Below are 22,137 nucleotides of genomic sequence, written 5' to 3'. Positions count from 1 at the left end.
ATTACTTAGAACAAGAAACTATGACGCAAATTCCTCACCCCGATTTATCTAAAATAACCGTAAATTGCGCTATCATTACTGTTAGCGACACGCGCTCGGCTGAAACAGACAATAGCGGCTTGTTAACTAAGAAGCTGCTAAAAGATGCGGGTCACTCTGTGGTAGCTTACACTGTTGTTAAAGATGATGCGGCAAAAATTGTATTGCAGATGCAGGCTTTTTCCCAGCGTGAAGATGTGGATGCAATCATTTTTAACGGCGGCACGGGCATCGCTCCCCGAGATACGACTTACGATGTGATGGAGAGTTTGCTAGACAGGATTTTACCGGGATTTGGGGAGATATTTCGGTTTTTGAGCTATCAAGAAATTGGTTCGAGGGCGATCGCCTCTCGCGCAGTTGCAGGCGTTTATCAAGGCAAGTTAGTCTTTTCTCTTCCGGGCTCTAGCAATGGTGTGAAACTAGCTGTGGAAAAACTAATATTACCCGAATTAGTTCACTTGGTGACGCAGTTGCGCGGAGGGTGAGAGCGAAAGTTCGGTTAATCGACTGACCGAAAGAAATTTGGTTACAAATCGTCCGAGGAATCCGTGGACTGAGAAAAAAGCTTTGAATCCTCATCGCAAGCCCCCGGGTTTAGCAATGAGGTCGCTTTCTTCAATCTCTTCAATCTAAAATCTAAAATCTAAAATCGACTGGCTGCATTCACCGCAAGAAACGGGTGGCATTGAGCCTAGTCTATGGCTAAAGTGAGGAAACATCAAAATTCCCTTAACTTAGACTAGATGATTTCGATGCAGAATGCCAGTGTCTATGCTAGCGAAGATTACCACCGGATGGCTCGGGCGATCGCCTTTATGCGACAACACCACCTAAACCAGCCCAATCTGGCAACTGTGGCCCAGCACATAGGACTGAGTGAATATCATTTTCAACGGCTATTTACTCAATGGGCCGGCATTAGCCCCAAGCGGTTTTTGCAATATCTGACAGTTGAATATGCCAAGTCAAAAATCACTCAGACTAAAAGCCTTCTCGACCTAACATTGGACGTGAGACTATCGAGTCCAGGACGATTGCACGATTTATTTGTGAACTTAGAAGCAATGTCACCTGGGGAGTTCAAAGCAGGCGGAGCAGGTTTGCAAATTCGCTATGGCATTCATGAGACCCCGTTTGGCACATCTCTAATTGCTACAACTGCCCGCGGTATTTGTAATCTTTATTTCTTGGAGACAACAGACGAACAAACCGCCACACAAAGACTGCGATTGGCTTGGAAAAACGCTGAAATCATTCGTGATGAGCAAGCCACTCAATCATTGCGCGACTTGATTTTCAATTCAGAAACTCTCAGGGAGCAAAAACCACTAACGCTCTTGGTAAAAGGCACTAACTTTCAGATTCAAGTTTGGCGAGCACTTTTGAAATTGCCATTTGGTGCGATCGCAACTTATCAGAGTATAGCTCAAATGGTAGCTCGCCCAACTGCTGCTAGAGCTGTAGGAAATGCGATCGGTAAAAATCCGATCGGCTATCTAATTCCATGTCACCGAGTCATTCGAGAATCTGGAGAACTCGGTGGCTATTGCTGGGGAGTAGAGCGTAAAACAGTCATGTTAGGTTGGGAAGCTAGCCGTACAATCTGCGGAACCACCCTCGCAGGAATAGAGCGATCTAACGGTGTCAATCACCCGCAGGAGACTACCTCTGCTCCCAACACATAACCTCTGTGCGATCGGGTGCATGGGCGTTGTTGTGCTGCGTCGCCTAGAGAACTTTTAAGAACCTCTGACTTCAATCACCGTTCTTTTTTCCCGACGGAAAGCATCCAGGATACAAGCCCCCGGATTCATCCGTCCAGAAATAAAAAACCTGTATCCGATGAAACTTGCCCCCCGAATTTATCCGTGGGGTCAATGCTTCAATTCTTTAATCTAAAATCTAAAATCTAAAATCTAAAATCGATTGACCATCCCATCTCAACATCTCAACAGGGAGCATCCCGGTTTTGTAAATATCCGAATAAGTGTAAAATAGTTAAAATCAATAAAAGCGTCAAAAAAAGTCGAGAAAAAGAGCCATGACCCCTGAAGAACTAGAGCAGTTGCAATTCTTTTCGGCAGAAATTGCTAAAATTTTGTATAACAATACACCGCCAAGTGAACTGACCAGTCTGGAAAATATTGAAAAACATCTCAGGCAACAATGGCTAGAAAAAGTGGGCCCACAAATCGGTTTTTTTTAATCAAACAAGCAACAGGAACAGAACAAGGACGACCGCGCACAGTAAAAAGCTGTATTGGTGAACTAATAATTACTGAAAAACAGGCCGAAAAATTAGAGTTCAAGAAATCTACTCGATTATCTCCATTATTTGAAAAATGCTGTCTGCGTCAAATAGCTAATCTTTCCTACTCCAAGGCTGCCCAAGAAATGGAAGTTCAGACAGGAATAAAGATTGGCCACACTTGTTTACACAGATTGGTAGAAAAACAAGAATGGTCAGAACCTCATGCCAAAATAGAGGTGAAAGAAACAAGCATAGATGGAGGGAAAGTCCGTCTGAGAGGGAAGTTGGGCGAAGGCTCTCATTGGCAAGATTATAAGGCAGTGCGGTTACATGAAAGTTATCATGGGGCTTTTTATCAAGAGAATGAAGAGTTAATTAATTATATAAACCATCAGCCATTAGCCGATATATTAACTTGTTTGGGTGATGGACATGATGGAATATGGAATATTATGAGCCAGTTAAATCCTGGTAAAACCCGACGTGAAGTTTTAGATTGGTATCATTTAATGGAAAATTTATATAAAGTGGGAGGGTCATTAAAATCTTTAGCCAAAGCCAAGGAATTTTTGTGGCAAGGTCGGGTCGAACCTACCCTAAGTCTATTTAATTATTGTCGCAAAAAAACCGCCAAAAACTTTTGCAAGTATCTAGAAAAGCATCGCTCTCGAATTGTTAACTATGAGCAATTATCATCAGACAAGATTTGTTCCATAGGCTCGGGAGCCGTGGAATCGACGGTCAAACAAATAGATAGAAGGTTGAAAATTTCGGGAGCTCAATGGTTGAAAAAAAATGTCAATCAAATGCTAAAACTTCGTTGTGCTTACCTCAACGATCTCTTGGCCATTTGAGGCTTTTGCAAAACCGGGATGCTCCCATCTCAACAACTGTGCGTATCTCGTAATCAGCCAGTTCACGCTTTAAAGGTCGTGGGGCACATTCATCAAGCAGGATTCGCATAGGCTGTCAGCATTTCCTTTGCTAATTCAAGAGCTGCAATTGCCTGTTCCCGACTGACACTAGGGAAATGGTCTAGAAATACCTCTAATGAATCACCAGCCTCAAGATAATCAAGTAGGGTTCTCATTGGCACACGAGTCCCAACAAAAACAGGGGTTCCCCCCAGAATGTCGGGGTCGCTATGAATAACACGGGACGTTAATGTCATTACAAATTCAGCCAACAGGCTACCAATTTTTACAGCAATTGTATCTTAAAGTCATTTGATTTTATTGAGCATAATGCTAAACCAAACGCTCGCGTTTACAACTCATAAATCGTCACCAATGCACCTTCTGTCACAATTCCAGAAATCACTTGTAGACGCGCTCCATGAAATCACCGAAGGAGACAGCGACGTTAAAGAGAGTAGAGGGCAAAAGGACAAGAGGGTAAAGAGCTAGAAGAGTCCTGGAAACACCGCAGACACAACCCGAAAACCGATATTGTTGTTGCGGTCGGCGGGATTGTTGTTGTTGCGGAGGGCAGCCCGACAATTCGCGGGATTGTTGTTCCACGAACCGCCGCGTTTACCGAAGCCAGTCCCAAGAAACTTTGTAAGTTCCCACTGGAAGCGAGTATGCAATATTTATTTATTAATTAATGATGAAAGGCAGAAATTTGAAAAAAAATTCGATCGCGCTTCGCGCGAAACAAGGGTAAAGAAAAAAGGGTAGAGGGCAAAAGGGCAAGAGGGTAAAGGGCTAGAAGAGTCCTGGAAACACCGCAGAGACTACCCGAAAACCGAAATCGCTGATGCGGTCGACGGGAATGAAGTTGTCGCGGAGGGCAACCCGACACTTCGCGGGATCGTCGTACCACGAACCGCCGCGAAGTAGGCGAAAATCGGAATTTCCGCCGACCACCCAAGCACTACCATCTGTCGGCGCTTCTCTAAAATTGTCATGCCAACGATCCAAACACCACTCCCACACATTGCCATGTATGTCGTATAACCCATAGGCATTCGGGGGAAAACTGCCCACTTCCGTCGTCTGTTCTCGATAAATTCCTTTTGGTCCAGCACCATACGTGTAATTTCCGTTGTAGTTTGCCAGATCCGTCGTAATCGTTTCGCCAAAATGGAATTCAGTCGTTGTTCCGGCTCGACAAGCATATTCCCATTCGGCTTCGCTGGGCAGGCGATATTGATGTCCTGTCGCGACAGATAAGCGCTGACAAAATTCCACAGCCTCATGCCAGGAGACTCGTTCCACGGGGCGGTTGTCACCCTTGAAATGTGCAGGGTCGGGATCGAGCGCGATCTCTATTTGAGGCTGAGCCGCCACCACCCGCCATTGTGCCTGAGTAACAGGATATTTCCCCATCAAAAAAGCTGGCACAGTAACCGTATGTTGAGGCTTCTCATTATCATTTCCCTGACCTTCTGGTGATCCCATCTGGAAGGTTCCCGATCGAATCTTGACCATCTCTAGCAACACCCCATTACCCAAGTCTTCAGCAAAAACCTCTGCTGTCTTCTTGGTGCGGCTGTTTTCCTTGCCTGTTTTGTCAACAGTAATGACATCAAACTCAAAACGCTGCAATTTGATACCTACGTTGTTTTGAGGACTAGAGACTTGACTTGTTTCTGCTTGTGCTTGAGCTTTACGTTTTGCTTCTGCCTGCTGAGTAAACAGTGCCTCAACCTCCTGCTGGATTGGCAAGATATCCTCGTTCCTCAATCCAAGCATCTGTTGAAGCATATTCAAGTCTTCACGGGCGAACTCACTCAACGGATATTCATGTTCTGCCTCTGCGATCAGTGTTTCTCGGTATTGTTGCAAATTCGCGAGTCGTTCTTGGTAAGGACGCAATACCTCAGCTTCAATTGCAGCAGCTTCGTCAGCCGTCAATCCTAACTGCTGTCTCAACGTATTCAAAACCGCCCGTCCTGCAGGTCGAATCGTGCCTGCATTCGCGTGCCGTGAAGCAGCTTTTCGATATTTCAGCTTGGGGTCAGCCACCCGTGCTTTAGCAAGCACAATTTCAAATCCCTTGTCTTTGAGCACGATGATTTTTGGGGTCATTGCAGGCGCTTCTTGCTGCACTTTGCTGGCAGCATACTCATGCAACTCCAGTATCGAAACAAACCCATCACTATTGGTATCACCTGCCCCGGTTTCGATGCCCTCCACCAAATAACGCGTGTAAATCGACAAATCCGATCCCTGCTGTTCAAAGGAATATTGCGTTGAACTGGAGGATGTCAGCACTACCCGCCCTTCAGCCCCCAGTTGAGTCCGCAAGTCAACCGACCCATCATCCTTTGCTTGCAATCCTAGGTCAAACGCGCCGCTAAAACAACAATCCAAGATAATTGCCTGCCGTTTGGCACGACTATTATTCATAATGTCGTGAACAAAGCTTGCAGGTACAGCAGTCGATCGAATTAAGTTTTCCTTGGCGTTTTTCCGAGTGATCCGGCTGGCGAAATACAGCCTGCCAGCATCATCCTTAATCCCATGTCCAGAGAAGAACAGTAAAACCAGATCGTCTTTGGCGCGACTGTCAAACAACGTCTCAATTGCAAGCTGCATTGCGTGAGGTTCAGGATTGGCAAGGGTTTTCACCTCATCAAACCCGCCCATCTCTGGGTCTTCCAACACTCGTCGCAGGACTTCAATGTCTTTCACCGCCGCAGGTAACGGATTTAACCCCGGCTCATATTCACTAACCCCAATCAACAACCCCACCTTTGCCATGTTTTTCTGCCTATTCCGCTATAAAATCTTGGGCTAACTTAATCGCGGCTTCGAGTTCTTCTCGACTGTGGGCTTTGACTGTCAGCTTTTTGCTGTTAGCTTCTACTGAGAGTTCGATCGGCTTACCACCGAGGCGATCGCCCAGAAACCCCATCAACTTTTGAGCATTGGCAAGATTAACCTCAGCCATTAATAAACCCACCAGCATTCCCCCGATCGCTTTGTTGCCTGCCGGTGGATTGGGGTCAAGGACGCGCTCGACTGCATCTACTTCGTCCATTTGCTTCAATTCAGCCATCAGCCGTTGCGCCTGCTCGTCTCGTGCTTCTGAGTCCAAGTCAGGGTCATTGAAGGCGATCGTAAATTTAATAGTAGAGGTGTCAGGCATACTGCTTCGGTTAGTTTTGCATTTGATTTACTCAATTATGCCGGTTATCTCCGGCAAAAAGTTCATGTCCCAGCAAATTGTTTCTTGCCAGCCAACGTCTAGAAGCAGATAAAGATCGTTTAGGAGACGGCATAGTCAGAGTATTCGCGCATAGAAGGATGGTGAAAACCTACAACGAGTTCTTTTTTTGAGATACCCATTTCTTCTAATTCTTCATCAACTTCAATATCGGTATTGTTTTCTTGAAGCCATATTTTGCCGTCTTTAATATCAAAATGGAAAATACAATGATGAATTCGCTTTGCTTCTTGCCAACCAATATCTAGAAGAAGATAACGATCTTTTTCAGTATCAAACACTAGCTCAACTTCGACTCCAGGTTCTGGTTGTTTATTGATTGAGTCTGCATACTGTTTCAACAGTTTTTTAATGCTTTGCCGATAGTGTTCTAGTCTATCCATGATTGAATTTCCTCCTTGTCAGGGTTTGATGCAGCAGTTCTTCAGTTTCGGGACAGGTATGTAGCATGAGTTCCATACCGCGTGTCAAAACCATAAATTCTATACCTTGCTCTAAAATTTCTTCGATATCAGCAGGTTGAATACCTGGTGGGTGACGAGTACCTGTGAGTCTCCAATCCCATTCCTTAGCACCTCCAGACCATACTTTACAATCTTTGAATTGAGAAGTTTAGCCGTCAGTGGTTACCTTAATACGTCCTCAAGAGATATGACTAATCAGGCTTTTCTGAGAATTGCTCACGATCTAGTTTTTTATATCAGAAAAAGATGGACAAAAGAGATTTAGCCAATGTAGATAGGAGCGCCCAACGGCTAAATCGAGCGGCTGCCAGTAACTTTAGCTTAACTGAAATTATCTCTGTTGAGTCAATCAAGGCTCGTTTACAAACATCAAGTCCTTGAGTTAAGCATTGCTCTCGCCACTTCCTCTGAAATGGGTGCCAACATTTTTACCAACAGGTGTTTTGTCCATTCATAGTTCGGGTGTAGCTTGCGCTCAGAAACCCGGTTTCTACCCAATGTCGATCGATCGCAGATAAATTTCAGGGTGCAAGGTCGATCGATATACACTAGAAACATTGTGTATCGCCAGTTTTGCAATGACGCTGCCTACCGGATCTCGTTCTCCTGCTCTGTTCCAAACGCTTTCGCTGGTAGCTGACCCGATCGCATTTTTCGATCGCTACTCGGCCAAATACGGCGATACATTTACCGCCCGCGTGTTGGGGCCCGCTTCGCCCCCCGTGGTGTTTCTGGGCTCTCCAGAAGCGATTCAGGCGGTGTTTACGACCTTAGCCGATGCCTTTGAGTTTGGCAAAGTGACCAACGTATTTCGCCCGCTGGTGGGAAATGAATCCCTAATTATGAATGAAGGGCCGCGACATCTGCGACAGCGACAGCTATTAATGCCCGCGCTGCATCGGGAACAGTTGCACAGTCAAGGACACTTGATTGTTGATTTGACGAAAAAGCAGACGATCGACTGGAAAGCCCCAGATGCGATCGCAGTCCGCGAAGAAATGTCAGAAATTTCGCTGCAAGTAATCTTGCAAGTCGTGTTTGGATTAGTACCGGGAGAGCGCTACGAACGCCTAAAACACTTGCTCAGCAAGCTTTTAGAGGCGATTACCTCTGAGCTGTACTCGATACAATTTTTCTTTGAACCGTTGCAGCAAAATTTGGGATCTTGGAGCCCGTGGGGGCAGTTTTTGCAGCAGATGGCGGAGATTGACTCGCTGATTTATGCGGAAATTGCCGAGAGGCGATCGCATTCTCTCGATTCGTCTCGCACGGATATTCTGTCTGTCTTGATGATGGCCCGCGACGACACCGGCGAATCCATCAGCGATCGAGAATTGCGCGATCAGTTGATGACGCTGTTGTTGTTGGGACATGAAACGACTGGATCGGCTTTGACTTGGGCGTTTTACTGGCTGCATCAGTTTCCCGAATGTCTCGCTAGATTGCGGCAGGAATTGGATGAATTAGGCGAGAATCCCGATCCGATAGCGCTTTCGCAGTCGCCCTACTTAACAGCAGTCTGCAAGGAAGCGCTGCGGGTTTATCCAATTGCCTTAATTTCGCAGCCGCGCAAGGTGAAACGGACGATCGAACTCGAAGGCTATACATATCAACCGGGAACGATTTTAATCCCATGTGTCTATTTGGCGCACCGTCGGCCAGAAACCTACGAAGATCCCGCTCAGTTCAATCCCGATCGCTTTTTAGATCGCAAGTTTTCCGCCTCTGAATTTTTACCGTTTGGAGGCGGGAGTCGAAGCTGCATCGGGATGGCGTTATCGATGTTTGAAATGAAGCTCGTTTTAGCAACGGTGCTGTCTTCCCGTGAATTTGCATCGAATCTCGATCGGTCAATTCGTCCGGCGCGCCGGGGAATCACCTTTGTGCCGCCCGATCGGTTTCGATTAACGGTTGTGGGCGATCGGCTTTAGATTCAGTGAAACGCCGTGTCAACCAAGATATGTTATTCGATGAAAATCCCAGCAACTTTGTCTTCATTCATCGTCATGTGTACCACAAATTCATCTCCATCATCTTCAAAACTCAGCTTCCACAAATAAACCTGACAATTACCTTGTTTTAGCTCACCAAAATAAGTAATTGAATATCCCTTTTGCAGGCGTGAAGCGAGCTGCTCGCTAACATCGTCAAACATTTTTTGTGTAATGCTCGTTTTGTAGCCTGCATCGCCCACTGTGGTAAAAAGCTCGTAGTTTTTCGATGCGGTGGCATCCAAGATAACCTGCAAACAATCGAGGATGTTTTGAGAGGGGGCTGTCGGGTTCATGAAGATGTCCTTCTTTTAGGGTTTTATCACAATCTGTAACAAATGGGGCTGTAAATAGCTCCTACGGCTGTCTAATATCAAATCCGGTAGCATGGGAATTATTATATCGGTAGGGTGCGCGGTTGCAGAAATCTTTAAATCCACAGATTAGACTATTTACACTCACGCACTGTCCCAAGGATTGAATAATATCTATGCAACTTTACCATTTATAGCAGTTTTAATCGAATGAAATACAGCTTTAGACACGGCAGTGCCGTGTCCTATCCGATATCTGTAGTTCACTATACTGAAAAGCGCTATATTGCCTCAGCAACAATAGTCCGGTGTCGGACTGTATTGCAAGTTATGGTCGGCTGTGCAAAACCAGAATCAACTAAAGCTTGCTCGATATCCAACGCAAAATACTGATCCAAATAAGGCTCCGTACTCTTGAGCAAAGTCAAAATATAAGGAGGCATTTTGGCATAAACTTCCGACCGAGGATTCATATCCATAATTGTCAAATGTCCGCCAACACGCAGCAAACGCCTCGCTTCCCGAAATATTTCTTTAGTAGCTTTCTGCGGCAATTCGTGACAAACTAGACAAATAGAAACTAAATCAAAAGCAGCCGCCGGCAAACCAGTATATTCAGCAGCAGCGTGAACCCAAGTCGGAGATTTTTGATTTAAACATTCAGATTCTCGCTGTTGAGAACGGTATTTAGCAACTGCTAAAAAATAAGGCGACAACTCCACTCCAGTCATCTTCGCTTCCGGGTAAACATCCCCAAGAGCAAACGTACTCATTCCCACACTGCATCCCAAATCAACAATATCCTGCGGTGAAGAAGCAATCTGAGATTTGATGACTTCGTGATAGCTGGCGCGGAGTTTTGCATCGCCTTCTGCACCTGCTTCCGGCCAAATTCCCGCGTGAACTGTACGGGCGGCAACTTCTACTTCTGTAGCAGATTCCCAACTCATATTACCTTTTTCATAAGCGTGGAATGAAGTTAGATAATATTTCGGGTAAACAAGATCGGGATTTTGGACGCTGAGCAATTCTGCATCCCAATTTCGAGCTAAAAGTGCTTGGGATTCTTGTCGCCAATGCACTCCGATTTTTTCGGCTCTTTTTATCATCATTTCCCGCGCTTGGTACTTGGCTAGATTAGCCAAAGGTTTGATGGAGAGTACGCCATTTACTAAGCGCGAGGCTAATCCCGGAGTTTTGTTAACTGCAACAGTCATATTTTAGTTTTTTCTATTTTGCGCCATTTATTTTACCACGTTGCGGCGCTTTTGAGTTGGTCTATATAATGAAACTTAACTTTGTGATGCCGAGTGAAATGTAAATGTTTTGTGAAAAAGACTTTTTTTTAATGAACCGCTCCAGCGCCAGAGAACGCAGAGGAGCGAGAAGAGGGAAAAAACAAGAGTAGGGCTAAACTGGCTCTCGTCGTGTAATAATATTTATTTGCGCCTACCTACTTCGTTCTGGGGAATTTACGCAGAATCAGGAATCGGATTTGCCGAAGATGGAGTATTTGGAAGAACACTATCAAGTATGGCTATTTAGGAGTTTGTCGTGAGCAAATCAATTGTTGAATTGGTTGACAATTTGCCGCCTTCTGGGATTACTGTGATGATGCTCAAATCCCTCGATTTTGTGGTTCCGGGGGAGTGGAATAATCTAACTGGTTTTGATAATACTATTCAAGCGGTGACTGGGGAAACCAAGCGCAAATTAGTTGAAAAAATTCGCGATCGCGCGATCGACCTTTACGCTAACCCCAACGAGCCATATCAAGGCGTAGTCAGGCTTTACCAGTTAGCAGACAGCGCCGACAGTGCGTTAGGTGCAACGGCTATGGCGAATAAAATCGGCGAAAATATCGGCTTTCTTTCCTTTCTCAACCGCCTCACTCCCAAAGCTGACACAACTCAAACGATCGACTTGTGCGTCAAAGTGGCGATCGAGCTAATTGCCTTCTGCAAACTTAACAATATTTCCCTTGACAATGTGGGAAGCTTTGGTAATTATTTATCTCATTACAAAGGCGAATCTCTGATGCGGATGGCTGCTTTAGTGTGTGCTGACGGTTTAATTCCCCTGGGCCCGGACTTCATTAGAGTAGCACAAAATACCCTAGGCGGATTGAATCCTTCAACCTTGCAGCAAAACTCAACATTTCAAAATATCAGCAACCTAATTCCCGGCGCAAATAATTCACAAAAGTTCGGATTTCTGACAGCAACTTTCGCCTCAGCGCAAGGTTGGATGAACAATTTAGTACAGTCTCGCGGCTTAACTCCCGCCATAGTTTTAGGCCATCTCAAGCAATACATTGATGTTGCCGATGACAAATTGGATTATGTGGCGGCGTTTTTAGACATGACTACCAATTATTACGAACATACGGGAATTCAGACGGTTGCTCGCCGATTGATCGATCGAGCTTATGCCGAAATAGCCTCTGGCAGATCCTAGAAAAGTCGTTCTCAGGTGAGGGAACAGAGGAAGGCAGAGCATGGTAACGAGAGAACTTGTTAGGTTCGCGTTTGCCATGCTGTTGAGTCTCTGCGACCGTGAAAAATGGCGGTCACTATCACTCGGCTTGATACAATGCGATAATACACAGCATAGGGAAAGCGACGCACCACCGATCGCCGAACATCGCGATAGACAACTGGATAGGACTCCGGCATCTGGCAAATTCGATCGAGCATTTCGTCAATACAGTCTAAAAACTCGTCACCAAGTCCTAGTTGCTGACTTTCATACCAAGTGTATGCTTCATCAACTTCTTCACGAACTTCTGGACGGAATACTAACGCATAATTCATAGTTTATTTTTGTGCTTTGACTGAAGCTTTAACTTCTTCCCAAGTCAGCACATTATCAGGATTTGCTTCAGAATCATCAATTCGGCGATCGAGTTCCTGCTTTTGAAAGTCTGTCAGGTCTGGGTGAATCTGTTCTGCCGCTATACTGTCTAAGATTGCTTGTACAAGACGAATCCGATCTTGAACGCTGAGGGCGACGATCTGATTTAATGTGCCTGTGAAATCCATAAATTTAAGTTAAGCGCCAAGGACTTAGTAGATTATTATAACTCAAAACCAAGATCGAGGCAGAGCCTCGGGATATGCGTTCCCAGCCAGAGCCTGGGGACGAGGGAATAAACCTCGCAATGTGAGTTAAAATAAGCAGATTATGTTTAGCAAACCTCTATTAATCGCATTGTGAAAAACAAATCGCTCCCTTCATCAGTAACAGTCAAGCTCGGCAAATTTGTCTGGACATCAATGTGGCAATTAATGATGTCAAAACTAGCGCCGCCCGATCGCACCGGAGCATACATTCGCCCCAGCAGCAGTTTCCGCAACTTTGTCAGCACTGCACCAGACAACCCTCACGGGCCCGCTGCGGGACGGTATCGCCTCTTCGTGGGTACGGGATGCCCTTGGGCGCACCGCACTCTGGTGACGAGAGCGCTCAAAGGGCTGGAAGATGCGATATCCGTGTCTATTGTCTATCCCTCTGAAGGGGGAATGTGGGTGATGGAGTCGGAGACTTTTGGCTGCAACACGATGCCGGAACTTTACCAGTTGGCTTTACCGGGCTATCAGGGGCGGTGTACGGTGCCGGTGCTGTGGGATGAGTCGAAAAGGACGATCGTCAATAACGAGAGTTCGGAAATTATTGTGATGCTAAACTCGGAGTTTAACGAGTTTGCTAGCAATCCTCAAATGGATCTTTATCCTCTGGATTTGCGATCGCAAATTGACCAGTGGAATGAGAAGATTTACCAATCGGTGAATAACGGGGTTTATCGCTGCGGTTTCGCGCAATCTCAAGCTGCTTATGACTCGGCTTGCAGTGAATTGTTTGCTGTTTTAGACGAGATAGATCGATCGCTCTTGAGGAGTCGTTATCTGTGTGGCGATCGGGTGACTTTAGCAGACGTGCGGCTTTTTACTACCCTATTCCGTTTTGATGTTGTTTACTACAGCCTGTTCAAATGCAATGTGCGCCGCATTCAAGATTACGAGCATTTGGGAGCTTATCTGCGCGATTTGTACCAGTTACCGGGAGTTGCGGGCACTTGCGATTTGGAGGCTGTGAAGCGCGATTATTACGGCAATTTGTTCCCGCTGAATCCAGGCTGCATTATCCCCGCTGGGCCCGATCCGGCGAGTTTGCTCAAAGCTCACGATCGCGCAGGGATCAGAAACCGGGTTTCTTAACAAAATCGGGCGTGAAGATGCCAGAATAATCGCAGAAACCCGGTTTCTAGGATGTTTGGGCGATCGCGCAGGGAATCAGAAACCGGGTTTAGCTCGTTCCCAGCCTCTGCCTGGTAACGCATATCCAGAGGCTCTGCCTCGCCTTAACCCTCTAAAAAACCCTCCATTCTCTCCTTTACTCCAACCTCACGATCGACAAAATATTGATGTTATTTTGAAGTGAGATTAAGCAATATTCAAAATCAAATCATGTCTGGCGATCGCCCGAGTCATCTCAAAAGGCGATCATACTTATATACAAAAATCCAAACAAGGAATTGGCAATGTTAGGAAATGAGGGCGATCGGGAAGCACAGCAACGCATTGAACGGGCACGGCCAGAGGGAGCAATAGAACTTGATCTTAGCAGTCTGGAACTGACGGAACTGCCAGATGCGCTCGCATCCCTCACCCAGTTGCAAGAGCTTGACCTCTCCGGCAACCAACTGACGGAACTGCCAGGGAAACTCGCCTCCCTGGCCCAGTTGCAACTGCTTGACCTCAGCCAAAACCAACTGAGGGAACTGCCAGAGGTGATCGCCTCGCTAACCGAGTTGCAAGGGCTTAACCTCTCCAAAAACCAACTGAGGGAACTGCCAGAGGCACTCGCATCCCTCACCGAGTTGCAAGGGCTTAACCTCTCCAACAACCCTCTGAATCCTGACCTCGCTGCTGCCTATGAGCAAGGCACTGGAGCCGTCTTGCAATACCTGCGGGCAAAAGCACAAGCACAAATCACCCTGAATGAAGCCAAACTGATTTTGATCGGTGAAGGCGAGGTGGGCAAGAGTTGTCTGTTGGGAGCATTGCGCGAGGATGAATGGCTTGAAAGTCGTCCCACCACTCACGGCATTGAAATTAAACCAGTTATCCTCACTCATGCCGACAGTGGCACACAAATATCACTCAATGGTTGGGATTTTGGCGGTCAACCGGTTTATAGATCGACGCACCAGTTGTTTTTCAGTGCTCCAGCGGTGTATCTGGTGGTGTGGAAGCCGCGGGAAGGCCCCCAGCAGGGCTTTGTCAAAGAGTGGATTACCCTGATCAAGCATCGGGAACCAGATGCCAAGGTGCTAGTAGTCGCCACCCACGGCGGCCCCGGACAGCGACAACCCGACATTGACAGACAGGAAATTCAGGATCGATTCGGTAGCGATACAGTGCTTGACTTCTTCCATGTAGACAGCCAACCCGATCCTCAGAACTCCTGCACCGGGCTGGCAGAATTAAAAGCAAAGATTGCTAGTGTCGCCGCATCTCTTCCCGAAATGGGACGTTCCGTTCCCGCCAAGTGGCAGCGAGTGCGGGAAATCTTGCAGACAAACGACAAAGCCTATCTGCCCTACAATGATGTCCTTGCCATCTGCGCTCAACACGGAATCGATAAAGAACAAGCAGAACTGTTCCTTCGCATTTCCCATAGGTTGGGGTATTTGATCCATTACCATTACGATCCAACACTGCGGGATATCGTCATCCTCAAACCCGACTGGCTAGCAAAGGCAATCAGCTTCGTACTCGATGATGAAACAACCCGTCGCCGCAACGGTTTAGTAGATTTGGAGTATCTGGGCGAATTATGGAGTAATCCCCCGTTTCCAGGCGAGGACGGCTACAACAAAGAACTACATCCCATCTTTCTCAAGCTGATGGAACGCTTCGACTTGTCCTACCAGGTCGTGCTCGACCCAGCTAAACCCAGCGATACCAGCTTGATTGCTCAACTTGTACGCGATACACGCCCGGAATTGCCCAATTGGGGAGAGCAACCGGAAGCGGGAGACAGACAACAAGTGCAAATCTGCCGGATTGTGGACGATCGAGGACAACTTGCAGTAGCAGAAGGATTGTTTTACCAGTTGATTGTGCGCTTGCACAAATACTCACTGGGGCGCTGCAATTACGAAAAAAGTATCCATTGGCAACGGGGTTTGATGCTTGACAACGACTACAACGGTCGGGCATTGCTGGAATATGTTGACACTGATGTAAAAATTACGGTGCGGGCAGCTTATCCAGAACGGTTTTTGTCTTATCTCACGGAAGAAATTAAATGGCTAGTCGAAAATTTCTGGGAAGGATTGCGATGTAATGTGATGGTTCCCTGCATTACACCTTGCGGTAAAAATCTGCCTGGAAATGCGCTATTTGAAGTAGAGAAACTAATTGAGAGCAAAAAGAATAGTCGTGATGAATATCCATGTCCGATTTCAGGCTGCGGTGAATGGCAAAACATCGATTGTCTGCTGAATAATGCACCGACGACTCAACCCCCATCCCAAGAAATCGGCATTCAGCAGTTCCGAAATATGTTCAAAGACGAGCTAAAAATCATCCGCGAAGATTTAGTTATTTTCGATAGTCGAAATCAAGAACGATATCAGTCATTGTCTCAGGAACAGCGGATTATTCTCAGCAAAGTCGATGAGGAATTTGCGTCACTGATGCAAATGCTCACCGATGAAGCGAAAGATGGCCCGCGCCTGTTCAGTTTCAAGCCCGTCGATCCGAAGTTTTTCGATCGCCCAAAATGGATAAGTACAAAATTGCAAATTACCCTCTGGTGCGAACACTCTCGCCAACCGCTTCCAGCCTTAAATCCTAACGACAAAAAGAAGGGAGTTTATGAATTGGAAGTGTCGCGCGAATGGTTTATCAAAGCAGCCCCCTATCTCAAAATTTTGAGCGGAACCCTTAGTCTAGTCTTACCTGTCGCAGCCTCGGCAACTAAACTAATGCTAGATGAGGCAACCTACAAAGGCATTGAAGAGGAACTCGATTTCGGACAAAAAAGCATCGAGTCTACCTTGAAAGGAAGCGATTTAGCGACTAATTTGTCTACCGAAAGTGATGCCCCTGATTGGCAACAGGGCGAAGCATCCATCCGCGCCAAAGGCTCGATTTTGCGAGAATTACACGCGCTGCTAAAAGCAAAAGATCCTGGCTTTGGTGGCTTGGTGCGGGTGCAGAACAGACGCCGCGAATTTCTGTGGGTTCACGAGCAGTTTGTAGATGAGTATTAATATTTTTATATTGACACCCTTATTACGATCTTGTGATAATTTAAACAGCACATCTCTCGTTCCCAGGCTCTGCCTGGTAACGCATATCCAGAGGCTCCACCTCGCCCCAACCTACCAACAAACCCTCGATCGCCCCAATGGGAAGAAGTAGATACAAAGTAATATATTCCGACTACCAACCGCACTTTGTCACCTCTACAATTATCAACTGGATTCCGGTATTCTGTCAAGCAAAAATAGCACAAATAGTCTTAGATTCCTTAAGTTTTATGCAACGGGAGAAGCGTTTAGCTTTACACGGTTACGTGCTGATGGAAAATCACTTGCACTTAATCTTAACTTCTTCTGAATTGTCAACGCAAATGAGAAAATTTAAATCATTTACAGCTCGCTCCATAATTGACTTGCTTGAAAAAAATCAAGTTACCAACATCCTCGATCAACTCGCATTCTATAATAAGCTACACAAAAAAGATCAAAAATATCAGCTATGGCAAGAAGGGTTCCACCCGCAAGCTATTTTGGATGAGGCAATGCTGTTGCAAAAATTGGAGTATATCCACAATAATCCTGTTAGGCGCGGCTATGTTGACGATCCGGCTTGTTGGAGATATTCTAGTTATCGAAATTATATGGGTCAGGATGGATTGTTGCCAGTTGATTTGATTGATTTTTGAGTCGGATGATTTGTTTGAAGGAGCGAGGCAGAGCCTCTGGATATGCGTTCCCAGGCTCTGCCTGGGAACGAGCGGACACGAGGGGAAAAGTCGAATCAAGCTGCTAACAAATAATTCGCGCAAATTTAATTTTTTTGACCCCTCCTTCTACAGTCATTAGTCATCAGTCAACAGTCAACAATGATTCCGGAGAAGTCTATTGATACTGACGTTTATAAGTCTTAATACAAGGTATCATGAAAAATTTGGATTTTTATGCAAATTGAGCATAAATTCGGCGGGATATAGTACAAATGGGGGATGAAGTTAACTGCACTGAGATTTTGAGATAGATTGAGATGAGAAATAGCGAGTAAAGCTGATGTCACATTCACCGTCAAATCCCCGATCGCATCCACAGCAAAATCCACAATCTTGGGCAACCAAAATGACGCTGTTGTTGGCCAGCAGTCTCACTGTGATGGCAGGTGCGACGGTTTCTCCCGCACTGCCCGCTATGAAACAATATTTTGAAAGTGCGATCGCCGATGTCGATACTCGCACCAGTTTAGTTAAACTAATCATCACCCTGCCCGCCCTATTTATTGTGATTGGTTCGCCCATTGCGGGGTTAATTGTCGATCGCTTTGGCCGCAAACCTTTGTTACTGATCGCCACCCTGTTATACGGGTTAGCAGGCAGTTCGGGACTCTTTTTGGATAGCTTGACGGCAATTCTGGCGGGCCGTGCGGTTCTGGGTTTGGCAGTAGCAGGCGTGATGGTGACAGCCACCACCTTAATTGCCGACTACTATAGGGGCCCCGCCCGTGCGGCATTTATGGGATTGCAAGCGGGATTTATGGGCTTGGGCGGCGTGCTGTTTCTGACATTTGGGGGAATACTTGCACAGCAAAACTGGCGCTATCCTTTTGTGATTTACCTATTTGCCTGGTTGATTGTACCGCTTATTTTGGTGTTTATTTTAGAACCAAATCGGACTGATGCTAGTATCCCAGGAGTAGAAGCGCCTAACGCAGAGGCACCGCCGAAGTCCATGCCTGTAGGGGTTCTGGGGATTGTTTACGGGTTGACGACGCTGAGTCAAGTTGCCTTTTATATGATTCCCGTTCAATTGCCCTTTTTCTTGGAAACTTTGGTGCAGGCTTCCCCCTCACAAAGTGGGATGGCGATCGCAATTTGTACGCTATTTAGTGCGATCGCATCCCTCACCTATGCCAAATTCAAACAGCGCATGGAGTTTGTCACGTTTCTGCCCTTAATTTTTGGGTTGATGGGCATCGGCTATCTGTTAATCGGTCAATCCGCCAACTGGACGCAGGTATTGACTGGGTTGGCTATTTCCGGGATGGGACTGGGAATTTTGATCCCTAACATGACGGTTTGGCTGAGTGCCGCTGTGCCGGAAGCGGTGAGAGGACGTGCGCTGGGAGGTTTGTCTACGGCGATGTTTCTGGGACAATTTTTATCTCCGATCGTGACTGGGCCGTTGACAAAGGCAGTAGGCTTGGGTGCAGTCTATGCGATCGTCGGAGGGTTTTTGGCGATCGCCGCGATCGGATTTGCCGTATTTAAGGCCCAAATCCGTCGCCTGACTCGTAGCAGTGCCATCTAGTGCAGGAGGAGCACATTAAAACAGAAGCACAGCATATCTTTACAAATCTTAATTTAGAATTATACCGATATATCGCGATATATCGTATAGTAGAGAAAGTTGATTTTGGATTCACATATGTTTAGACGCTTTCGTTTCCACTTTCCGGCGCTTGTATCGGCAGGAGTCAGTGAAGAGGATCTATCGTTTATCAGTCATTGGTTCGAGCATGGCAAGGATCGTGGCACGCCTCATCGCGGGCATCACGGCAAGCACTTTGGCGATGAAGTATTTGGTCGCAGGTGGGGAGACGAACACCGGACTCGTCGGGGTGACATCAAGTTCATCCTGCTGGAATTGTTATCCGAACACCCTGCTCACGGTTACGACTTGATCAAAAAAATGGAAACCCACAATAGCGGTTTCCGTCGTCTCAGTCCCGGCTCAGTATATCCAACACTCCAGATGCTGGAGGACGGTGGTTATCTAAGCAGCACACAGGAAGGCGGTAAGAAGATTTACACGATTACTGATGAGGGCAGACAACTCTTGGCTGAGCGTGCCCAACAGGAAACTTCAGGCTCTCCTTGGGATGCCTTCAAAACCGTAATGATGGGTAAGCCCCAAGAGTTTATTGAGTTGCGGAATGTGACAACAGAATTAGCTGCTGCTGTGATGCAAGTGGCTCGCAGTGGCAATGTTGAGCGAATCAATCGGGTGCGCGAGCTTTTAGAACAAGTTAAACGGGAAATTTACGGGATTCTTGCTGAGAAATAAGTGATATCAATTCCGGTTGCACCGGAATAACTGTTGACTGTTCACTGTTGACTGTCAGTCGAAAAACAGAATGATGGTTGACAGTTCACTGCCCTTCTCGATTCTACCAGGACGATGAAGCGCGGAATTGATATAACTGGTAAAATCAACCGGATTCGATGATGCAATTGCCCTCTGAGTGCGATCGGATATAATCATCGACAACACGGCAAGGTCGGACACGGCAATGCCGTTTCCCTACCCCAAAATAATCATGAACACTCCATCAGAGATGTAACCATCGCCCGATTAATTGTAGGGAAACGGCACTGCCGTGTCCTAACTGTGGGTAATAAGTGGTCAGTTTCGCCTGGAAACTGACCACTTATTAATCAACATCATTTATAGTCTCGCTAAATGTCCTGACTGTTATTTCCCTGCCTAAATCTTTAGCTAGTAAATCGATACCGTCAATAACTTGATTTGGCTCTGCGATACTCAAAACATCATAGCATTTTTCCCGATAATCGGGACGATCTTGGAAATACTGAATCGCTCGATCGAGCGGTTCCATAACTTGATAAGCTGCTTCAGCTTTGTCGATCGCCTCTTGGGGAATAGCACTCGCTAACCTGAGCATTGCCAAGTCGATTAAATCTCTCGAATTTACCCGATCGCTCAACTGTCGATCGGAAGTTGCCAACAACTTTTCTGCTATACTATCAATTTGATTTAAACAAGGAACAGGCGACCAATTTGGATAATTTGGTTCGCCCAACTCAATTCGCCCTTCACAAACCATCTCAAATTTAATAGTAGTGCCGCCCACAATAACTGGAAATCTTATCCCATACTGGTTTGCTTGAATATCGTTCGGGAGAACAATGCGTGAAGCGAAGCTATCCCCGAGGAAATCGCGACTAGCAAAAATCGCATCATAGCCTCCTTCGGCAACTTTTCGGCGCAAGAGACGGTAGCCATCATCCATCGGACACATAAAGTCAATATCCTGGCTCAACCGAGATTCTCCGTGTTCCATACTTACCAGAGTTCCGCCACCAAAATAAGCCCGACATTCCTGTAGAAATTCGACCTTCAAGTGGCTGAGTACAGTTAATATCTTTTGATGAATTTCGCGTTTAAACATTGCTTGAAAACTTACCCAACTTTCGGGATTTTTTGGCGAAAAACTGCTTCCCAGTTCCGCTACCAACCAAGAGTGATAGTATTGGCTGATTTGTTGAATAAAAGCCAGTTCTTCGGGGCTAGGTTTTCCCAATACTCCCCAATAATTCCAGCCAGATTCGTAGCGGGATAGCATTTCCTTGAGAGTCAATTTTTTGACATCAGCAATTTGCCAGCAGATAGCTTGAAGAAATGGAAGTTCTGCAGGAACTTTAAATGCGGTTGCTATTTCTTGATTGTTCATCTGCTTTCAACAAAAGCGAGGCAGAGCCTCTGGATCTGCGTTACCAGGCAGAGCCTGGCAACGAGGAATTTTATTTAAGTCCGCGCAGGCGAACTTTGTTTGTTTATCCCCTAATTCTATTCGGCGGGTTCTATTCTGTAGGTTCCTAACTTCCAGATAAAATCTCTTCCAGTGCTAATTTCAGCGTCGGATATTGATATTGAAAACCGCTAGCTAAAGTTTGTTTCGGCAACACTTTCTGCCCTTCCAGAACAACTTTTGCCCCGTCTCCTAACAACATTTCTAAAGCAAAACTTGGCACCGGCAACCAAGAAGGCCGCTGCAAAACTTCTCCTAAAGTTTGGCACAATTCATTCATCCGCACCGGATTAGGTGCTGTCGCATTCAAAACACCTTGAACTTGCGAATTTTGCAAAGCATACAAAATTAAATCAACTACATCCTCGCGGTGAATCCAAGAAAACCACTGTTTTCCTGTCCCAATCGGGCCGCCTGCAAATAGTTTAAAAGGTGGCAGCATTTTTGCTAGCGCGCCTCCCATTCCCAAAACTATCCCCAACCGCAAAATTGCTAGCCGCGTTCCCGCATTTTTTGCAGGTTGGGCGGCTGCTTCCCAGTCTTTACACACTGCTGCTAAAAAATCGTTTCCCGCAGGGCTAGTTTCGTCAAACTCAGCGGTTTCGCTGGTTCCGTAATAGCCGATCGCCGATGCGCTAACCAACACAGATGGTCTAGGATTAGCATTGACGATCGCCTCGACCAATTTTGCCGTCGTCAGTTTGCGACTGTCCAGAATTGCTTGCTGGCGCGCCTCTGTCCACCTTTCCTCCGCAATTGGAACCCCAGCTAAATTGACAACAGCGTCGCAGCCCGCGATTGACTTTTGCCAATCACCAGACTCGGCAGGAGTGTATGCGACAACTTGCAAATTCGGATAAGCTGAAGCCGGAAAAACTCGCCCAGCCTTCGCCGCATCCCTGCTCAAAACCACCACTTGATGTCCCGCAGCTTGCAGCTTTTCCACCAGTCGGCTACCTACAAATCCCGTTGCTCCCGCGATCGCTACTTTCATTTTTTACCCGCAATGCACATCAACAGTAGTTTAGACGATCGTCCAAACTTGTTTTGAATTATACAAAAATAAAGAGCAGCCTCGATCGCCTCCCG

22 protein-coding genes are annotated in these 22,137 nt (G+C 46.3%); 10 read left to right on the top strand and 12 right to left on the bottom strand.

Going from position 1 to position 22,137, the window contains the following annotated elements; translation table 11 throughout:
• Positions 1-20: 20 nt before the first annotated feature.
• The 3 genes from E5S67_RS12615 to E5S67_RS12605 all read left to right on the top strand — a co-directional run bounded on the left by E5S67_RS12615 (position 21) and on the right by E5S67_RS12605 (position 3,147).
• A complete protein-coding gene (locus tag E5S67_RS12615; protein WP_006632696.1) occupies positions 21-527 on the top strand; it encodes a MogA/MoaB family molybdenum cofactor biosynthesis protein in 507 nt (168 codons plus the stop codon).
• 267 nt (positions 528-794) lie between these two features.
• The gene (locus E5S67_RS12610; RefSeq protein WP_246276754.1) at positions 795-1,727 is read left to right on the top strand and encodes a methylated-DNA--[protein]-cysteine S-methyltransferase; all 933 of its coding nucleotides are present in this window, start codon (positions 795-797) and stop codon (positions 1,725-1,727) included.
• 356 nt (positions 1,728-2,083) lie between these two features.
• Positions 2,084-3,147, top strand: a protein-coding gene (locus E5S67_RS12605) for an ISKra4 family transposase (RefSeq protein WP_172187626.1) whose coding sequence is annotated in 2 segments (ribosomal slippage) — positions 2,084-2,237 and positions 2,237-3,147 — 1,065 coding nt in all. Because the reading frame shifts where the segments join, the coding sequence is not laid out codon by codon here.
• A 92-nt stretch (positions 3,148-3,239) separates the two neighbouring features.
• Here the strand turns inward: E5S67_RS12605 and E5S67_RS34005 are convergent.
• The 6 genes from E5S67_RS34005 to E5S67_RS12580 all read right to left on the bottom strand — a co-directional run bounded on the left by E5S67_RS34005 (position 3,240) and on the right by E5S67_RS12580 (position 7,488).
• Complete coding sequence (locus E5S67_RS34005) at positions 3,240-3,464, bottom strand: DUF433 domain-containing protein (RefSeq protein ID WP_172187624.1); 225 nt, start codon at positions 3,462-3,464, stop codon at positions 3,240-3,242.
• Positions 3,465-3,695: 231 nt separating this feature from the next.
• On the bottom strand, positions 3,696-3,881 hold the full coding sequence (locus E5S67_RS32400) for an SUMF1/EgtB/PvdO family nonheme iron enzyme (RefSeq protein WP_216670395.1): 186 nt from the start codon (positions 3,879-3,881) through the stop codon (positions 3,696-3,698).
• Positions 3,882-3,999: 118 nt separating this feature from the next.
• Complete coding sequence (locus tag E5S67_RS12595; RefSeq protein ID WP_172187622.1) at positions 4,000-6,000, bottom strand: caspase, EACC1-associated type; 2,001 nt, start codon at positions 5,998-6,000, stop codon at positions 4,000-4,002.
• Positions 6,001-6,010: 10 nt separating this feature from the next.
• Complete coding sequence (locus E5S67_RS12590; protein ID WP_172187620.1) at positions 6,011-6,388, bottom strand: hypothetical protein; 378 nt, start codon at positions 6,386-6,388, stop codon at positions 6,011-6,013.
• A gap of 119 nt (positions 6,389-6,507) precedes the next feature.
• Positions 6,508-6,849, bottom strand: a complete 342-nt coding sequence (locus E5S67_RS12585) for a XisI protein (RefSeq protein WP_172187618.1) — start codon at positions 6,847-6,849, stop codon at positions 6,508-6,510.
• Between the two features lie 450 nt (positions 6,850-7,299).
• A complete protein-coding gene (locus tag E5S67_RS12580) occupies positions 7,300-7,488 on the bottom strand; it encodes a hypothetical protein (protein ID WP_172187616.1) in 189 nt (62 codons plus the stop codon).
• 20 nt (positions 7,489-7,508) lie between these two features.
• Between E5S67_RS12580 and E5S67_RS12575 the strand changes: the two genes are divergently transcribed.
• Entirely contained in the window at positions 7,509-8,861 is a 1,353-nt protein-coding gene (locus tag E5S67_RS12575; protein ID WP_172187614.1) for a cytochrome P450, read from the top strand.
• Between the two features lie 32 nt (positions 8,862-8,893).
• On the opposite strand, the gene E5S67_RS12570 is transcribed toward E5S67_RS12575, so the two are convergent.
• Positions 8,894-9,217 (bottom strand): hypothetical protein, encoded by a 324-nt coding sequence (locus E5S67_RS12570; RefSeq protein WP_172187612.1) that lies wholly within the window; start codon positions 9,215-9,217, stop codon positions 8,894-8,896.
• A gap of 299 nt (positions 9,218-9,516) precedes the next feature.
• On the bottom strand, positions 9,517-10,452 hold the full coding sequence (locus E5S67_RS12565) for a class I SAM-dependent methyltransferase (RefSeq protein WP_172187610.1): 936 nt from the start codon (positions 10,450-10,452) through the stop codon (positions 9,517-9,519).
• A 337-nt stretch (positions 10,453-10,789) separates the two neighbouring features.
• Here E5S67_RS12565 and E5S67_RS12560 point away from each other — a divergent pair, with 337 nt between their 5' ends.
• A complete protein-coding gene (locus tag E5S67_RS12560) occupies positions 10,790-11,692 on the top strand; it encodes a hypothetical protein (RefSeq protein WP_172187608.1) in 903 nt (300 codons plus the stop codon).
• Positions 11,693-11,751: 59 nt separating this feature from the next.
• Here E5S67_RS12560 and E5S67_RS12555 read toward each other — a convergent pair whose 3' ends face one another.
• Entirely contained in the window at positions 11,752-12,048 is a 297-nt protein-coding gene (locus tag E5S67_RS12555) for a type II toxin-antitoxin system RelE/ParE family toxin (RefSeq protein WP_172187606.1), read from the bottom strand.
• Positions 12,049-12,051: 3 nt separating this feature from the next.
• Positions 12,052-12,276, bottom strand: coding sequence for an addiction module protein (locus E5S67_RS12550; protein WP_172187604.1), 225 nt, complete (start codon positions 12,274-12,276; stop codon positions 12,052-12,054).
• A 234-nt stretch (positions 12,277-12,510) separates the two neighbouring features.
• On the opposite strand from E5S67_RS12550, the gene E5S67_RS12545 reads away from it, so the two are divergent.
• From E5S67_RS12545 to E5S67_RS12525, 5 genes are all read left to right on the top strand, one after another.
• Positions 12,511-13,452 carry a glutathione S-transferase family protein gene (locus E5S67_RS12545; protein WP_216670397.1) on the top strand — a complete coding sequence of 314 codons (942 nt, stop codon included), beginning with the start codon at positions 12,511-12,513 and terminating at the stop codon, positions 13,450-13,452.
• Positions 13,453-13,775: 323 nt separating this feature from the next.
• Positions 13,776-16,517 carry a COR domain-containing protein gene (locus E5S67_RS12540; RefSeq protein WP_172187602.1) on the top strand — a complete coding sequence of 914 codons (2,742 nt, stop codon included), beginning with the start codon at positions 13,776-13,778 and terminating at the stop codon, positions 16,515-16,517.
• A 137-nt stretch (positions 16,518-16,654) separates the two neighbouring features.
• Positions 16,655-17,194: an REP-associated tyrosine transposase gene (locus tag E5S67_RS12535; protein WP_172187600.1), complete on the top strand. Its 540-nt coding sequence runs from the start codon at positions 16,655-16,657 to the stop codon at positions 17,192-17,194.
• A gap of 361 nt (positions 17,195-17,555) precedes the next feature.
• The gene (locus E5S67_RS12530) at positions 17,556-18,806 is read left to right on the top strand and encodes an MFS transporter (RefSeq protein ID WP_172187598.1); all 1,251 of its coding nucleotides are present in this window, start codon (positions 17,556-17,558) and stop codon (positions 18,804-18,806) included.
• A 117-nt stretch (positions 18,807-18,923) separates the two neighbouring features.
• Positions 18,924-19,562 (top strand): PadR family transcriptional regulator, encoded by a 639-nt coding sequence (locus E5S67_RS12525; protein ID WP_172187596.1) that lies wholly within the window; start codon positions 18,924-18,926, stop codon positions 19,560-19,562.
• Between the two features lie 367 nt (positions 19,563-19,929).
• Here the strand turns inward: E5S67_RS12525 and E5S67_RS12520 are convergent, their stop codons facing one another.
• Together E5S67_RS12520 and thyD are read right to left on the bottom strand one after the other, a co-directional pair.
• Positions 19,930-20,970, bottom strand: a complete 1,041-nt coding sequence (locus tag E5S67_RS12520) for a nucleotidyl transferase AbiEii/AbiGii toxin family protein (RefSeq protein WP_172187594.1) — start codon at positions 20,968-20,970, stop codon at positions 19,930-19,932.
• 145 nt (positions 20,971-21,115) lie between these two features.
• Positions 21,116-22,042: a thylakoid membrane protein ThyD gene (gene thyD, locus E5S67_RS12515; RefSeq protein ID WP_172187592.1), complete on the bottom strand. Its 927-nt coding sequence runs from the start codon at positions 22,040-22,042 to the stop codon at positions 21,116-21,118.
• Positions 22,043-22,137 lie beyond the last annotated feature (95 nt).

Source organism: Microcoleus asticus IPMA8 (assembly GCF_013179805.1).
Lineage (GTDB): Bacteria > Cyanobacteriota > Cyanobacteriia > Cyanobacteriales > Microcoleaceae > Microcoleus > Microcoleus asticus.
Note: the sequence above shows the minus strand (reverse complement) of the source record. Positions and strands in the feature narration are given on the sequence as shown.

Coding starts and splice junctions, on each gene's coding strand:
- E5S67_RS12565 (WP_172187610.1), bottom strand. CDS start 10,452: ATGACTGTTGCAGTTAACAAAACTCCGGGATTAGCCTCGCGCTTAGTA.
- E5S67_RS12575 (WP_172187614.1), top strand. CDS start 7,509: ATGACGCTGCCTACCGGATCTCGTTCTCCTGCTCTGTTCCAAACGCTT.
- E5S67_RS12535 (WP_172187600.1), top strand. CDS start 16,655: ATGGGAAGAAGTAGATACAAAGTAATATATTCCGACTACCAACCGCAC.
- E5S67_RS12580 (WP_172187616.1), bottom strand. CDS start 7,488: ATGTTTCTAGTGTATATCGATCGACCTTGCACCCTGAAATTTATCTGC.
- E5S67_RS12610 (WP_246276754.1), top strand. CDS start 795: ATGCAGAATGCCAGTGTCTATGCTAGCGAAGATTACCACCGGATGGCT.
- E5S67_RS12555 (WP_172187606.1), bottom strand. CDS start 12,048: ATGAATTATGCGTTAGTATTCCGTCCAGAAGTTCGTGAAGAAGTTGAT.
- E5S67_RS12615 (WP_006632696.1), top strand. CDS start 21: ATGACGCAAATTCCTCACCCCGATTTATCTAAAATAACCGTAAATTGC.
- E5S67_RS12550 (WP_172187604.1), bottom strand. CDS start 12,276: ATGGATTTCACAGGCACATTAAATCAGATCGTCGCCCTCAGCGTTCAA.
- thyD (WP_172187592.1), bottom strand. CDS start 22,042: ATGAAAGTAGCGATCGCGGGAGCAACGGGATTTGTAGGTAGCCGACTG.
- E5S67_RS12530 (WP_172187598.1), top strand. CDS start 17,556: ATGTCACATTCACCGTCAAATCCCCGATCGCATCCACAGCAAAATCCA.
- E5S67_RS12570 (WP_172187612.1), bottom strand. CDS start 9,217: ATGAACCCGACAGCCCCCTCTCAAAACATCCTCGATTGTTTGCAGGTT.
- E5S67_RS12545 (WP_216670397.1), top strand. CDS start 12,511: ATGTGGCAATTAATGATGTCAAAACTAGCGCCGCCCGATCGCACCGGA.
- E5S67_RS34005 (WP_172187624.1), bottom strand. CDS start 3,464: ATGACATTAACGTCCCGTGTTATTCATAGCGACCCCGACATTCTGGGG.
- E5S67_RS12540 (WP_172187602.1), top strand. CDS start 13,776: ATGTTAGGAAATGAGGGCGATCGGGAAGCACAGCAACGCATTGAACGG.
- E5S67_RS12595 (WP_172187622.1), bottom strand. CDS start 6,000: ATGGCAAAGGTGGGGTTGTTGATTGGGGTTAGTGAATATGAGCCGGGG.
- E5S67_RS12585 (WP_172187618.1), bottom strand. CDS start 6,849: ATGGATAGACTAGAACACTATCGGCAAAGCATTAAAAAACTGTTGAAA.
- E5S67_RS12590 (WP_172187620.1), bottom strand. CDS start 6,388: ATGCCTGACACCTCTACTATTAAATTTACGATCGCCTTCAATGACCCT.
- E5S67_RS12525 (WP_172187596.1), top strand. CDS start 18,924: ATGTTTAGACGCTTTCGTTTCCACTTTCCGGCGCTTGTATCGGCAGGA.
- E5S67_RS12520 (WP_172187594.1), bottom strand. CDS start 20,970: ATGAACAATCAAGAAATAGCAACCGCATTTAAAGTTCCTGCAGAACTT.